The organism is Streptomyces sp. NPDC012825 (assembly GCF_042900925.1).
GTDB lineage: Bacteria > Actinomycetota > Actinomycetes > Streptomycetales > Streptomycetaceae > Streptomyces.
The window spans coordinates 623,088-637,139 of record NZ_JBIBBZ010000002.1; the positions used below are offsets into that span (position 1 = coordinate 623,088).

A 14,052-nucleotide genomic window follows, 5' to 3' on the forward strand; every position below is an offset into this window, starting at 1 on the left:
CGGCCCCGGTCCTCTCGGTCCGGGGCCGTCGTCGTGCTCGGCCCGCGAGGAGCCGGGGCGGAGACGAAGCCCGTTGCGGGAGCGGATCCTCCGGACGATGATCACGGTTCAGCGCGAGGGGGTACGCGCTCGACGTCCCGCCGGACGGGTTCCCCGACCGGTACGACTCGGGGCCGGCGCACACCGGGACCGTGGAGTGACGCCGTTCGACGGGTGCGGAATCCGGATTCGGTCCTTCGGGAGGGACGGTCCCGAGGAGCGGGTGCGGCCTCCCCGTCCCGCGGCTCCCCGACCCGTGGCCTCTCGACCGGTGGAGCCGGGTACGGCGCTCGGGACGCCGGTGTCCGCGCGGTTCCTCTCCGTTCGGATTCCAGGCGTCCGATTCGTTCAAGAGGACGGCGGCCGAGGGCCGCTACCGTCACCACCATGAACAGTGCCGACACGCATTCGCGCCATCTCAGCGTCCGTATCGACCGCACCGTCGACGATGTCTACGCCTACGCGTCGGACCCGGCCAATCTGCCCGCGTGGGCCCATGGCCTGGGGGGATCCATCGAGAACGTCGACGGCCGTTGGATCGCGGAGTCCTCCCCCATGGGGCGGGTCGTGGTCGCCTTCGCGCCGCGCAACGCGCTGGGTGTGCTCGACCACGACGTCACGCTCCCCTCCGGGGAGACCGTCTACAACCCGGTCCGGGTGATCGCCGGCGGCAGCGGGAGCGAGGTGGTGTTCACCCTTCGCCGCCGGCCGGAGACGAGCGACGACGACTTCGAGCGTGACGCCGGGGCGGTCGCCGCCGACCTGGCCCGCCTCAAGGAGTTGATGGAGGCCTCCTGAGGCCCTTACCCCTGCGCCGCCGCCACCGCCGCCTGCGGACGGATCGGGAGGCGGTTGACCGGGCGGCCGGTGGCCGCCCGGACCGCCGCCGCCACCGCGGCGGGCGAGGTGACGACGGGGACGGCGCTCGCGGCCTTGGCGCCGAAGGGCGCCACCACGTCGCGCTCCTCGACCAGCTTCACGATCCGGATGTCCGGGGCGTCCAGGGAGGTCGGGAGGGCGTAGCCGGTGAAGTCGGGGTGGCGGACCAGGCCGCGGGCGGTGCGGAGGTTCTCCGTGAGGGCCGCGCCGACGCCCTGGGTGACACCCGCCTCGATCCGGACGGCGAGCTGGGCCGGGTTGAGGATCCGGCCGACGTCCTGCGCGACGGCCATCTCCACGACCCGTACGGCACCGAGTTCCACGTCCACGTCCACCACCGCGCGGATCGCGCAGAACGCGAGGCCCACGAAGGCGTCGCCCTGGCCCGCGTCGTCCAGCGGCTCGGTGGGGTGGGGGCGGCACTGGGCGGTGGCCCACAGCTCCTTGCCGTCGAGCGCCTCGGTGACCGTCGTGGAGAGCACGCCGTCGTACGAGGTGATCTTGCCGTCGGTGATCTGGAGCAGCTCGGTCGACATGCCGAACTTGTGGGCGAGCGGCTGGAGGAGCTGGGTGCGGACCATCTTCGCGGCCCGCTCGACGGCCCCGCCCGAGACCCAGGTGTGCCGGCCGTGCGCGGCCGGTCCGGCGGGCGGCTGGTCGGTGTCGACGGGGGCGACGTGGACCTCCTCGATGCCGAGGGTCTCCTGCACGACCTGGCGGGCGAGCGTGGAGAACCCCGAACCGGTGTCCACGGCCGAGCAGATGACCGTCGCCACCCCGTCCGCGACCCGCACCGTCGCCGTCGAGACCTCGTCGGTGCCCTCCGCGCCGAGCATGTGGACCATGCCGAGCGCGTAACCCACGCCCCGCCGCACCGCGCCGGGTTCGCCCGCGCCCTCGGGGCCGCCGGGCAGCAGCCACTCCCCCTCGGGGGTGTCCTTGGGCAGCGGCGGCAGCGGGAAGTCCCGTACGGCGGCGAGGAGTTCCGCGACCGGGGCCGGGCAGGTGACCGTCTGGCCGGTGGGCAGGATGTCGCCGGTCGCCATGACGTTCCGCATGCGCAGCTCGGCCGGGTCCACGCCCAGCTTGGCCGCGAGCTTGTCCATCTGCGCCTCGTACGCGGCGCACACCTGCATCGCGCCCTCGCCCCGCACGTGTCCGGACGGCGGGTTGTTGGTGCGGACGGCCCAGCCCTCGACGAAGGCGTGCGGGACGACGTACGGGCCGCAGGCGAAGGCCACGGCCGCCGCGAGGGACTCGGACGAGGAGTCGGCGTACGCGCCGCCGTCGAGCAGGATCTGCGCCTCCACCTTCACCAGGCGGCCCTCCGCGTCCGCGTGGTGGCGGTAGCGCAGCAGGGTGGGGTGGCGGTGGGCGTGGCCGAGGAACGACTCCTCGCGCGTGGCGGTGAGTTTGACCGGGCAGCCGGTGCGCAGCGCGAGCAGGCCCAGCGGGATCTGGAAGCCCGGGTCCTCGCGGTCGCCGGTGGCGCCCGGGACGCCGGTGACGACCAGTTTGACCTGCTCGGGCGGGAGGCCGAAGCAGGCGGCGGCCAGGTCGCGGTCGGTGTGCGGGTCGGTCGAGGCGGTGTAGAGCTCCACCCCGCCGTCCGGGCGCGGCACGGCGAGGCCCGCCTCCGCGCCGATCGGCGCCGGGTCCTGCCGCCCGATCCGGTACAGGCCCTCGACGACGACCTCGCCGGTCGCCTCCGGGTCGCCGAAGCGGAGCGGGATGTGCCGGATCAGGTTCCCGTCGGGGTGCAGCGGCTCGGCCGCGAACGCCTTCTCCGGGTCGGTGACCGGTTCGAGGACCTCGTACTCGACGGCGATGGCGGCGGCGGCGAGCCGGGCCGTGTCGGGGTGGTCGGCGGCGACGGCCGCCAGGGCCTCGCCGTGGTGCCGGACCAGGTCTGAGGCGAAGACGGGCCGGTCCGCGACCCGGCGCCCGTAGGTGGCCGCGCCCGGCACGTCGGCGGCCGTCACCACGGCCCGTACGCCCGGCATGGCGACGGCGGCGGAGGTGTCGACCGAGACGATCCGGGCGTGCGGGTGCGGGGAGCGCAGGATCGCGGCCCAGAGCAGGCCCTCGGCCCACAGGTCGGAGGCGTACGGGAAGGTGCCCTCGGTCTTCGCCCGGGACTCGGCCTGCGGGAGCGAGGTGCCGAGGCCGTGGGCGGCCGGCTCCTGCCCGAGGGGGCCGAGGGGCCCGGGGACGTCCGTGACCGTGACCGTGGGAACGGCGGTGGTCGCGTCGCTGCTCACGGCTTGCCTCCGTCGTGCGGGTGCGGGATCTGGTGCGGGACGCGGGCGCCGTCGGCGCCCTCGGGCGCCTGGGCCGCGGCGGCGGCCTCGCGCTCGGCGACGACGTCCCGTACGGCTTCGAGGACGCCCCGGTAGCCGGAGCAGCGGCACAGGTTGCCGGCGAGCGCCTGGCGGGTCTCCAGCTCGGTGGGGGCGTGGTTGCCCTCCAGGAGGTCGTGCACGGTCATGCACATGCCGGGGATGCAGAAGCCGCACTGGACGGTGCCGCACCGGGCCATGGCCCGCTGCACGTCGGAGGGCTCCCCGTCGGCCGCGAGGCCCTCGACCGTCCGCACCTCGCTCCCGGCGGCGGTCGCCGCGGGGACCAGGCAGGAGGCGACGAGCCGCCCGTCGACCTGCACGTTGCACGCGCCGCACTCGCCCTGCGAGCAGCCGTCCTTGGCCCCGGCGAGCCCGAGGCGCTCGCGCAGGACGTAGAGCAGCGACTCCCCGATCCAGGAGCCGGTGACGGGCCGGTCCACGCCGTTGACCCGGAGGGCGTACGAGGTGTGGGGGTGCTCGTCGCTGTCGGTGGAGGCGTGGACCTCCGCCGCGACGGGGAGCACCGGGTCGGGAACGTCCGTGTCGAGGACGGTCTCCGCGCGGAGACCGGCGTCCGGTCCGGGGGCGTCCGGTCCGGGGGCGTCCGGTTCGGGGGCGTCCGCTTCGGGGGCCGGGTCCGCTTCGGGGGCCGGGTCCGCTTCGGGGACATCGGGGGTGTCCTGTACGGCTTCCGGGGCCGCTTCCTCGACGGCGGCGGGCTCCTCCACGGCCTCCGCCGCGTCCGGGGCCTCCGCCCCGGCCGGCGGCTCCTGCCGGAGCGCCCAGGGTGCGGGCGCGCCGCCCGGGAGGGTCGCCGGGGCCTCGGCGGGGATCTGCCACTGGCCCGTGTCACCGGGAGCGGGTTCGGGGCCGGACCCGGGCACGGGCTCCGTCGTCTCCGCGAAGCGCCACTCGGCCGTCGCGTGCGGGCCCCGCCCGTCGTACTCGGGCCGGTCGAAGGGCTCGCCCCGCTGCTCGAAGTACTCGAAACCGCCCTGGTCGCCCTCGAAGCCCTGCGGCTGCTCGTAGCTCCGCGGCTGCTCGAAGTCGCGCTGCTGCTCGAAGTCCTGAGGCTGCTCGAAGTCCCGCGACTGCTCGAAGTCCCGCGACTGCTCGTAGGCCCGGTCCGGCTCGAAGCCCTGCGGCCGCTCCTGCCCGAAGCCCTGGTCCGACTCGTAGCCCCGGTCGGACTCGTAGCCCCGGTCCGGCTCGAACCCCTGCGGCCGCTCGGCCTCGTAGCCCCGACCAGGCTCGTACTCCCGCTCCCGGCCAGGCTCGTACCCCTGGTTCCGGTCCTGGCCCCGCGCGTGGTCGAAGTACGGCCGTACCGGGTCCGCCTCCGTCGGCAGGTGGGCCGGCCAGCCGCCCGTGGTCCCCGGGTCGGCCGCCGGGGGTGGGGTGAGCGGCTGGAGCGGGGTGATCATCGGCGGCACGTAGTCGTGGCCGGGCGCCTCCAGGGGCACGCCGTCCAGCATGAAGTCCGGCGGCAGCTGTACGAAGGCGGTCGCGTCGCCGTCGTACCCCTCGCTCTTCGGGATCGGCTCCCAGCCGCCCTGGTTGCCCTGCTGTTCGTCGCTGCTCACGTGAGTGCCCTCCCCAGTGCCCGTCGGGCGAGTGCGGCGACGGTGCGCCGCAGGTGCAGTACGGCCGGGGGCAGTTGCTCGCCCCCTTGCGGGTCCGGGATGCAGGCGGCGGCGACGTACTCGCCGAACGCCGTCAGCGCCTCCGGCGCGAGCCCCCGGTCGTTGTCCCAGTCCACGAGCGAGGCGATCCAGCGCTCGGCCTCGAGCGGGCGCAGCGGCATCGGCGCGACGGCGCCGACGGCGCAGCGGACCCCGCGCCGGGCCGGGTCGAGGACGACGGCGACGGAGGCGGTGGCGCGGGCCGGGCCGGTGCGGCCGGTGGCCTTCAGGAAGACCTGGGGGGCGTGGAGCAGCGGCACCCGGACGAAGCCCACGAGTTCGCCGGGGGCGAGCAGGTCGCGGCCCGCGAGCAGGTGGGAGACGGGGATCTCGCGGCTGCCGAGCGGCCCGAGGACGACGAGGTCGGCCTCCAGGGCGGCGAGGACGGGCAGCGAGTCGCCGGTGGGCGCGGCGGTGACGACGTTGCCGCCGAGGGTGCCGGCGTTGCGGATCTGCGGGGGCCCGGCCGCGCGGGCGGCGGCGGCGAGGGCGGGGATGAGGGCGGCGAAGTCGGGGCGGCCCATGCGGGCGTGGGTGAGGCCGGCGCCGAGGAGGGCGTGGCCGTCCTGGTACTGCCAGCCGCGGATCTCGTTGATGCGGCTGAGGCCGACGAGTCCGGCGGGCCTGAGCTGGCCCTTGTTGACGGCGGCCATGAGGTCGGTGCCGCCGGCGACGGGGACGGCCGCCGGCATGGCCGTGAGGGCCGCGACGGCCTCGTCGAGCGAGGCGGGCAGCGTCACGGCCTGCGCCGTCTGTGGTGCGTGCGTGGTCAACCCGCTGCCCCTTCCCGGTGTCCCGGCGGTCCCCGACTGTGCCCGGCCGTCGCGCCTGCGTGTGGGCGTACCGTACGTGCTCACAGGCCGGACGTGGCAACTCTGGCACATCTTCCGAGCCGTCCGGCGCGAGGGTCCGCGAAGGACTGTTCCGTCCGGGACGTCCCGGGAGCGGCGGGGAGTTCCGTTTCGCCGGTCTTGGGCGGCGGGGCTCGCCGCTCCCGGGTGACGGGGGCGCGGAGGGCCTCACACGTTCGGGGGCGTTCCCTCCAGGGGCCTGCCGAGGATGCCGGGGCGGCGCTGCCGGGGCAGGGGTCCGGCGGGCGGCCGGTAGTCGACGCCGAGGGCGTCCAGGCGCCGGTAGTGAGCGTCCATGCGGCGCTCGAAACCGGTGTAGTCGCGGTCCTCGGGGGCGGGGAGCGCGGACCAGGCGACCTCGGCGAAGGCGGCGAGGCGGGGGAAGACCTGGTAGTCGACGCGGGAACGGTTCTCCATCACCTCGGTCCAGACGTTGGCCTGGGTTCCCAGGATGTGGGCGGCGGCCTCCTCGGAGAGGCCGGGCGGAACGGGCTCGAAGCGGTAGACGTCCTCCAGGGTGCGGACGTACCCGATGGGCACCGGCTCGTCCTCGCCGGGCGCCTGGCGGTGGTCGAGGTAGACGTGCTGCTCGGGGCACATGACGACGTCGTGGCCGGCCTCGGCGGCGGCGATCCCGCCCCCGTAGCCGCGCCAGGAGGAGACGGCGGCGCCCTCGGCGAGGCCGCCCTGGAGGATCTCGTCCCAGCCGATCAGGCGCCGTCCGCGGGCGGCGAGCCAGCGGTCGAAGTGGCGGACGAACCAGGACTGGAGCTCGTCCTCGTCGGCGAGGCCGAGTTCCCGCATGCGGGCCTGGGCGGCCGGGGAGTCCTTCCACTGGTCCTTGGGGCACTCGTCGCCGCCGACGTGCACGAAGGTGGACGGGAAGAGCTCCAGGACCTCCTCGAAGACGCCCTCGTAGAAGCGGAGGACCTCCTCGGTGGGGGCGAGGACGTTCGGGTTGACGCCCCAGGTGTCCCAGACGGTGAGGGCGGCGGTGTCGACGACGTCCGTGTTGCCGAGGTGGGGGTACGCGGCGACGGCGGCCTGCGAGTGGCCGGGGAGGTCGATCTCGGGGACGACGGTGATGTGCCGCTCGGCGGCGTACGCGACGATCTCGCGGATGTCGTCCCGGGTGTAGAAGCCGCCGTGCGGGGTGTCGGTCCAGAGCGGCGAGGCCCGGTGGCCCCACTTGCTGCGGGCCCGCCAGGAGCCGGCCTCGGTGAGCCTCGGGTGGCGCTCGATCTCGATGCGCCAGCCCTGGTCGTCGGTGAGGTGGAAGTGGAAGACGTTGAGCTTGTGGGCGGCGAGGAGGTCGAGCAGGCGCAGGACGTCGTCCTTGGGCGTGAAGTGCCGGGAGACGTCGAGCAGGAGGCCGCGCCAGCCGAACCGGGGCCGGTCCTCGACCGTGGTGTACGGGAGGTGCCACGCCGCGCCGGTCACGGGCGCCCGGCGGTACGCGTCGGGCCCGAGGAGCTGACGGAGGGTCTGGGCGCCCCAGAACACCCCGGCGGGGCCGCCGCCCTCGACGAGGACGGCCGCGCCGGGGTCCTCGGTGGTCAGCCGGTAGCCCTCGGGGCCGTGCTCCCGTGCCACCTCCTCGCTGATCCGGAGGCGTACGGCGTGCTGCCCCGTTCCGTCGGGGAGCGGCAGGCCGGTGGCGGCGCCGAGGGCGGTCCGCAGCCAGCGGGCGGTGCCCCCGGTGCCGGGCCCGGCGTCGAGGACGGTCCGCCCGTCGAGCGTGACGTGCCCGGAGGCGCTCCCCCGGCGCGCGGCCGACAGGGGCGCGGGGATCAGGTCCACGGGAATCGGGTCCATGGGAGGGGTCATCGCGTCAGTCCTTCACCGCGCCGCCGAGGCCCGAGACCAGGCGGCGCTGTACGAGTACGAAGAAGACGAGCACCGGGACGGTCATGACGGTCGACCCGGCCATGATGCCTCCCCAGTCGTTCTCGTCGGGCTTGAAGAAGACGAGCAGGGCCATGGGGAGGGTCGACTGCGAGGTGTCGCTGATGATGAACGACTTCGCGAAGAGGAAGTCGTTCCAGGTGGAGATGAACGAGAAGACGCTGGTGGCGACCAGGCCGGGGAAGACCAGCGGGAAGAGGATCTGCCACAGGAACCGGGTGCGGCTCACGCCGTCGATCTGGGCCTGTTCCTCCAGAGCCTCCGGGACCGCCCTGACGAAGCCGCGCAGCATCCAGATCGCGAACGGCAGGGAGAACGCGAGGTGCGGCAGGACCAGCGAGCCGAGGGTGTTGAGCTGCCCGAGGTCCCGCATGAGGAAGAACAGCGGGATGGCGAGGGCTTCGACGGGCACCATCTGGGCGACCAGGAACATGATCAGGATCGTCGTGCGGAACCGGAAGCGGAACCGGGTGACGGCGGTGGCCGCGAGGAACGCGATCAGCGCGGAGGCGAGGACGACCGTGCCCGCCACGATCAGCGAGTTGAGGAAGTAGCGGCCGAAGTCCTGCTGTTCGAAGACGCGCCGGAAGGAGTCCAGGGACGGCGAGAGCGTCCACGGGCGCGGGGTCGTGGACTGGATCTCGCCGGCCGGCTTGAAGGCCGAGAGGACCATCCAGTACAGCGGGAAGGCGGTGGCGGCGGCGACGAGGAGGGTGACGGCCTCGGCGGCGAGGCGCCCGGGGCGCCGTATCCACCGTGTCGGAAGGGTGCTCACAGTTCTTCTCCCCGGCGTCGCAGCAGGCGCAGGTACACGAGCGTCACGGCCAGCAGGATCAGCAGCATGACGACGCCGATCGCCGAGCCCAGGCTGTACTGGGAGGAGGCGAAGGCCTTCTGGTAGGCGTACACGTTGAGGACGAGGTTCTGGCCGGCGATGCCGCCGCCGTTCGTCATCACGTAGATCTGGGTGAAGAGCTTGAAGTCCCAGATGATCGACTGGATCGTGACGACGACCAGGATGGGCCGGAGCATCGGCGCCGTGACCGAGCGCCAGATCCGCCACTGGGAGGCGCCGTCGAGGGCGGCGGCCTCCAGGACCTCGGTCGGGACGGCCCGGATGCCCGCGTAGACGGTGACCATCACGAACGGGAAGGAACACCAGACGACTTCGAGGAGGACGAGGGCGAAGGCGCTGTACCGCCCGTACGTCCAGGAGAAGTCGCCGAGTCCGAGGAGCCGGTTGACGGGGCCGAAGTCGGGGTCGAAGAGGAAGACCCAGACGGTGGAGCCGGTGACGGCGGGGGTGGCCCAGGCGCCGAGCGCGGCCAGCATCAGGACGAGCCGGGGCAGGGCACGCACGCGCGTGAGGAGGACCGCGAGGGCGCAGCCGACGGCGAGGGTGGTGACGACGCAGGCGGCGGCGAAGACGACGGTGGCGAGGAGGACCTGCCGGAACTGGGGGTCGGAGAAGAGCGCCGTGTAGTTCCCGAACCCCTGGAACGAGGTGGGTTCGCCGCCGCTGACCTGGGCCTGGGTGTACTCCAGGAAGGAGATCAGGCCCAGTTGCCAGACGGGGTAGACGAGGAGGGCGCCGAGGAGGACGAGGGCGGGCAGCAGGTAGAGCCAGGGGGTCCAGGCGCCGGGGCGCCGGGAGGGGCGGGCCCCTGGCGCGGGGCCCGGGGCCGTGTCGGGCCGCTTCTCGACGGGCGGGGTGAGCTGGGTGGTCATGCGGATCAGCCCGCCGGCGCGAAGGCCGCGTCCATCTTCTTCGCGGCGTCGTCCGCCGCCGTCCTGACGTCCTTACGGCCGCTGACGATCTCCTGGAACATCGTGGGCAGGACGAGGGAGGCGTCGATCCGGCCCCAGCCGGGGGACGCCGGGACGAACTTCGTGCCGGCGGCGAGGGTGTCGGTGAAGGGCTTCACGAAGGGCTGCCGTCGGGCGGCTTCGGCGCGCGTGTCGGTGTACGTGGGCAGGAAGCCCATCGCGTCGAAGAGCCGGCCCTGGGTCTCCTTGCCGGTGAGGGACTTGAGGAGGTCGACGGCGAGGGTGCGGCGCGGGCTGCTCTTGAGGACGCCGATGTTGTTGCCGCCGGCGAAGGCGGGGGCGATCGAGCCGGGGGTGGTGCCGGGCAGGGGCACGACGGCGTACTTGCCCTTCACCGTGCCGGCCTCGACGGCCGCGTGGCTGAAGTCGCCGCCGATGGCCATGCCGGCCTTGCCGGAGGCGAAGGCGGTGACGGTGGCGTTGCCGCCCATCTGGGCGCACTTGGCGGCAGGGCAGTTGTCGTCGCCGAAGAGCGAGGTGTACGTGGTGATGCCCTTGAGGGCGTCCGGGCTGTTGATGGCGGCCCGGTAGGAGTCGCCCCGCGCGGTGGCGAGTTCGCCGCCGGCGGCCCAGACGAAGGGCATGGCGCCGTAGGTGTAGGCGCCGCCGACGACGAGGCCGTACAGCTCGGGCCGGGCCTTGCGGATCTTCTTGGCCGTCTCGACGAGTTCGGCCTGGCTCCTGGGGGCCGTCAGGCCGAGTTCTTCGAAGACGTCGGTGCGGTAGTAGAGGGCGCGGATGCCGACGAAGAAGGGGGCGCCGTAGACCTTGCCGCCGACGGTGACGGACTGCCGGGCGGTGGAGTCGGTGTCCTTCGCCTCGTCCCAGGCCGCGAACTCGGCGCTGATGTCGGCGAGTCCGCCGTCCTCGACGTATCCGGCGGTGTCGGTGTTGCCGTACTCGACGAGGTCGGGAGCCGACTTCGGGTCGTTGAAGGCGGCCTTGACGCGCTGGGCGCGGGTCTCGACGGGGATGTACTCGACCTCGACCTTCGCGCCCTCGTTGCGCCGCTCGAAGGCGGCGACGGCCTGCTCGACGGCCTGCTCCTTGGGCTTGTTGCTCACCTCCTGGAAGAGCCAGACGCGCAGGGTGCCGCTCTTCTCGTCCGTCGTGGCCTTCCCGTCCGAGGTCTGGGGCGCGCAGGCGGTGGCGGTGAGCCCGGCCAGCAGGAGTGCGGCGGCCGTGGCGGTGACGCGAGCAGGAAGCTTCATGGCGGATCCCCTCAGGTGCGTGTGTTGCAGCATGTGCAACGAGTGTTTCGCGCTGCACAACACGCGTGAGGCTAGGCGGACTCCGGGCGGGCCGACAAGAGGTCTCGACCACCTCAACCACTCCGTGACCGGCGAAAGCACCCTGCGCAACGGGGGCGCGCGCCCGTTGCGCAACGGGGGGCGCGCCCCGGGCACGCCGGAAAACGGAACGGCCCCGTCGTACGTGCCGAAGCACGTACGACGGGGCCGTCACCGACTCGCCCGGCGTCGGGACCTGACTTACTTGTCCTTGCCGCCCTTGTCCTTGTCGCCGCCGCCGGCGCCCATGGATTCGTAGATCTCCTTGCACATCGGACAGACCGGGTACTTCTTGGGGTCGCGCCCCGGCACCCAGACCTTTCCGCACAGCGCCACGACGGGCGTGCCGTCCAGGGCGCTCGCCATGATCTTGTCCTTCTGGACGTAATGGGCGTAGCGCTCGTGGTCGCCGTCACCGTGGGACACCTGCGGCGTCGGCTCGACGAGGGTTCCCGTACCTGCCCCGCGCTCGGGCTCGAGAGTGCTCATAACCGCCAAGGGTACTGAAAGCCGGGCCCCCGGTAGGGGGACGGGTCCGCGCTCAGTTGAGGGACGGGTCGTCCGGGTACGTCGCGACCATCGCGAGCTCGCCGCGCTGCCGCCGCAGCACCTGCCGCCAGAGCGTCCCGGGCGTCGGCGAGGAGACGTCCCCGGGCTCCGACTCGACCACGTACCAGGCCCCGTCGCCGAGCTCCGTCTCCAGCTGGCCGGGGCCCCAGCCCGCGTACCCGGCGAAGATCCGCAGCGAGCCGAGCGCCGGTCCGAGCAGCTCGGGCGGGGCCTCCAGGTCGACCACGCCGATCGCCCCGTGCACCCGCCGCCAGCCGAGCGGCCCCTCGTCGCCGGGGATCACGGCGACGCCGAGGGCGGCGTCGAGGGAGACCGGGCCGCCCTGGAAGACCACGCCGGGCTCGCCGGCCAGATCCGCCCAGGGGGCGAGGACGTCACCGACGGTGACCGGCGTCGGCCGGTTGAGGACCACGCCGAGCGAGCCCTCGTCGTCGTGGTCGAGCAGCAGCACCACCGCGCGGTCGAAATTCGGGTCCGCGAGGGCGGGGGTGGCCACGAGCAGCCGTCCTGTGAGCGAGGACACCTCGGTCATGCGAGACATGATCCCGCATCTTCGGCGTCCGCGTGGCCCGTCGGGCGCGAAGCCGGGAAGTCGGGGACCGCCGCAGTTCAGGGGGGACGGGCCCGGACGGCGCGGACGGCCCGCCGGGACAACCGGACGGTGACGCTCCGCAAGATCGCGCCAACAGAGGGTGTTGTACCGGATTCATTACGTCTGACGGGTGCCCCCGAGCATCCGAACGGGGTTCCATGGGCCCTTACCCTTTTCACTGGCCACCCGTCGGACCCACTTTCGGAACGCGAGATTCATGACCGGCACAGACGATGTCCTGCTTGTCCACGGCGGCACCCCGCTGGAGGGCGAGATCCGCGTCCGCGGCGCGAAGAACCTCGTGCCCAAGGCGATGGTCGCCGCTCTGCTCGGCAGCGGCCCCAGCCGGCTGCGCAACGTGCCAGACATCCGTGACGTCCGCGTGGTCCGCGGACTGCTCCAGTTGCACGGAGTGACGGTCCGCCCGGGCGACGAGCCCGGCGAACTCGTCCTCGACCCGACGCACGTCGAGTCCGCGAACGTCGCCGACATCGACGCCCACGCCGGCTCGTCCCGCATCCCGATCCTCTTCTGCGGCCCGCTGCTGCACCGCCTCGGGCACGCCTTCATCCCGGGCCTGGGCGGCTGCGACATCGGCGGCCGGCCCATCGACTTCCACTTCGACGTGCTGCGCCAGTTCGGCGCCACGATCGAGAAGCGGGCGGACGGGCAGTACCTGGAGGCCCCGCAGCGCCTCCGCGGCTGCAAGATCCGGCTGCCGTACCCCTCGGTCGGCTCGACCGAGCAGGTGCTGCTCACGGCGGTGCTCGCGGAGGGCGTCACCGAGCTGTCGAACGCGGCCGTGGAGCCCGAGATCGAGGACCTGATCTGCGTCCTGCAGAAGATGGGCGCGATCATCTCCATGGACACCGACCGGACGATCCGGATCACCGGTGTCGACAAGCTCGACGGTTACACCCACCGGGCCCTCCCGGACCGCCTGGAGGCGGCCTCCTGGGCGTCGGCGGCGCTGGCCACCGGGGGCAACATCTACGTGCGCGGCGCCCAGCAGCGCTCGATGATGACCTTCCTCAACACGTACCGGAAGGTCGGCGGCGCCTTCGAGATCGACGACGACGGCATCCGCTTCTGGCACCCGGGCGGCTCGCTCAGCGCGATCGCCCTGGAGACGGACGTGCACCCCGGCTTCCAGACCGACTGGCAGCAGCCGCTGGTCGTGGCCCTGACGCAGGCCTCCGGCCTCTCCATCGTCCACGAGACGGTGTACGAGTCGCGGCTCGGCTTCACCTCCGCCCTGAACCAGATGGGCGCGCACATCCAGCTCTACCGCGAGTGCCTGGGCGGCTCCGACTGCCGCTTCGGCCAGCGGAACTTCCTGCACTCGGCGGTCGTGTCGGGCCCGACCCGGCTCCAGGGCGCCGACCTGGTCATCCCCGACCTGCGCGGCGGCTTCTCGTACCTGATCGCGGCGCTCGCGGCCGAGGGCACCTCGCGGGTCCACGGCATCGAGCTGATCAACCGGGGCTACGAGAACTTCATGGAGAAGCTGATCGAGCTCGGCGCCAAGGTCGAGCTGCCGGGCAGCGCGCTGGTGTAGCGGCGCACGGTCCCGAGGAACGGCCCCACGCACGCGCGTGGGGCCGTTTCGGCTTTCCGGGACCGTACGGCGCCTTCTGGCGGGCGAACGGAAGGGCGGCCACCCCGTGGGCCGGGGTGGCCGCCCTTTCTCGCCTACAGGCCGCTTACTTGCCCTTGGCGGCTTCCTTGAGCTTGGAGCCCGCGGAGACCTTCACGCTGTAGCCGGCCGGGATGTCGATCGGGTCGCCGGTCTGGGGGTTACGAGCGGTGCGAGCGGCACGGTGGGTGCGCTCGAAGGTCAGGAAGCCGGGGATGGTGACCTTCTCGTCGCCCTTGGCGACGACCTCGCCGACGGTCTCGGCGAGAGCGGCCAGCACGGCGTCGGCGTCCTTGCGGGTCACCTCGGCGCGGTCGGCCAGGGCGGCCACCAGCTCACTGCGGTTCATGTTGTTACTCCCGTGTTCTTCTTGCCTGTGAGGCGTGCCACGCGGCGGAAGCCGCGCGATTGGGTACAGCGAAGCCGATGCTGCCAGGGCC

Annotated in this window: 12 protein-coding genes; 2 read left to right on the forward strand and 10 right to left on the reverse strand. The window is 73.2% G+C overall.

The features are described from left to right. Positions 1-426: 426 nt before the first annotated feature. Complete coding sequence (locus ACFY7E_RS08310; protein WP_389482071.1) at positions 427-837, forward strand: SRPBCC family protein; 411 nt, start codon at positions 427-429, stop codon at positions 835-837. 5 nt (positions 838-842) lie between these two features. On the opposite strand, the gene ACFY7E_RS08315 is transcribed toward ACFY7E_RS08310, so the two are convergent. The 9 genes from ACFY7E_RS08315 to ACFY7E_RS08355 all read right to left on the reverse strand — a co-directional run bounded on the left by ACFY7E_RS08315 (position 843) and on the right by ACFY7E_RS08355 (position 11,916). Beyond that, positions 843-3,179: a xanthine dehydrogenase family protein molybdopterin-binding subunit gene (locus ACFY7E_RS08315; protein WP_389482073.1), complete on the reverse strand. Its 2,337-nt coding sequence runs from the start codon at positions 3,177-3,179 to the stop codon at positions 843-845. Further along, a complete protein-coding gene (locus tag ACFY7E_RS08320) occupies positions 3,176-4,843 on the reverse strand; it encodes a 2Fe-2S iron-sulfur cluster-binding protein (RefSeq protein WP_389482075.1) in 1,668 nt (555 codons plus the stop codon). Before ACFY7E_RS08320 ends, ACFY7E_RS08315 begins: the two co-directional genes overlap by 4 nt. Further along, positions 4,840-5,715 (reverse strand): FAD binding domain-containing protein, encoded by an 876-nt coding sequence (locus ACFY7E_RS08325; RefSeq protein WP_389482077.1) that lies wholly within the window; start codon positions 5,713-5,715, stop codon positions 4,840-4,842. The genes ACFY7E_RS08320 and ACFY7E_RS08325 overlap by 4 nt, the downstream gene beginning before the upstream one ends. A gap of 246 nt (positions 5,716-5,961) precedes the next feature. After that, positions 5,962-7,608, reverse strand: coding sequence for a beta-N-acetylhexosaminidase (locus tag ACFY7E_RS08330; protein WP_389482080.1), 1,647 nt, complete (start codon positions 7,606-7,608; stop codon positions 5,962-5,964). A gap of 16 nt (positions 7,609-7,624) precedes the next feature. Beyond that, positions 7,625-8,473: a carbohydrate ABC transporter permease gene (locus ACFY7E_RS08335; protein ID WP_389482083.1), complete on the reverse strand. Its 849-nt coding sequence runs from the start codon at positions 8,471-8,473 to the stop codon at positions 7,625-7,627. Continuing rightward, positions 8,470-9,426 (reverse strand): carbohydrate ABC transporter permease, encoded by a 957-nt coding sequence (locus tag ACFY7E_RS08340; RefSeq protein ID WP_389482086.1) that lies wholly within the window; start codon positions 9,424-9,426, stop codon positions 8,470-8,472. Before ACFY7E_RS08340 ends, ACFY7E_RS08335 begins: the two co-directional genes overlap by 4 nt. A 5-nt stretch (positions 9,427-9,431) precedes the next feature. Further along, a complete protein-coding gene (locus ACFY7E_RS08345) occupies positions 9,432-10,736 on the reverse strand; it encodes an extracellular solute-binding protein (RefSeq protein ID WP_389482088.1) in 1,305 nt (434 codons plus the stop codon). Between the two features lie 279 nt (positions 10,737-11,015). Further along, the gene (locus ACFY7E_RS08350; protein ID WP_024761666.1) at positions 11,016-11,303 is read right to left on the reverse strand and encodes a DUF3039 domain-containing protein; all 288 of its coding nucleotides are present in this window, start codon (positions 11,301-11,303) and stop codon (positions 11,016-11,018) included. 52 nt (positions 11,304-11,355) lie between these two features. After that, positions 11,356-11,916, reverse strand: a complete 561-nt coding sequence (locus ACFY7E_RS08355; RefSeq protein ID WP_383446233.1) for a YqgE/AlgH family protein — start codon at positions 11,914-11,916, stop codon at positions 11,356-11,358. Between the two features lie 277 nt (positions 11,917-12,193). Between ACFY7E_RS08355 and murA the strand changes: the two genes are divergently transcribed. Further along, positions 12,194-13,534, forward strand: coding sequence for a UDP-N-acetylglucosamine 1-carboxyvinyltransferase (gene murA / locus ACFY7E_RS08360; RefSeq protein WP_389482091.1), 1,341 nt, complete (start codon positions 12,194-12,196; stop codon positions 13,532-13,534). Between the two features lie 145 nt (positions 13,535-13,679). On the opposite strand, the gene ACFY7E_RS08365 is transcribed toward murA, so the two are convergent. After that, positions 13,680-13,961, reverse strand: coding sequence for an HU family DNA-binding protein (locus tag ACFY7E_RS08365; protein ID WP_015033921.1), 282 nt, complete (start codon positions 13,959-13,961; stop codon positions 13,680-13,682). Between the last annotated feature and the right edge of the window lie 91 nt (positions 13,962-14,052).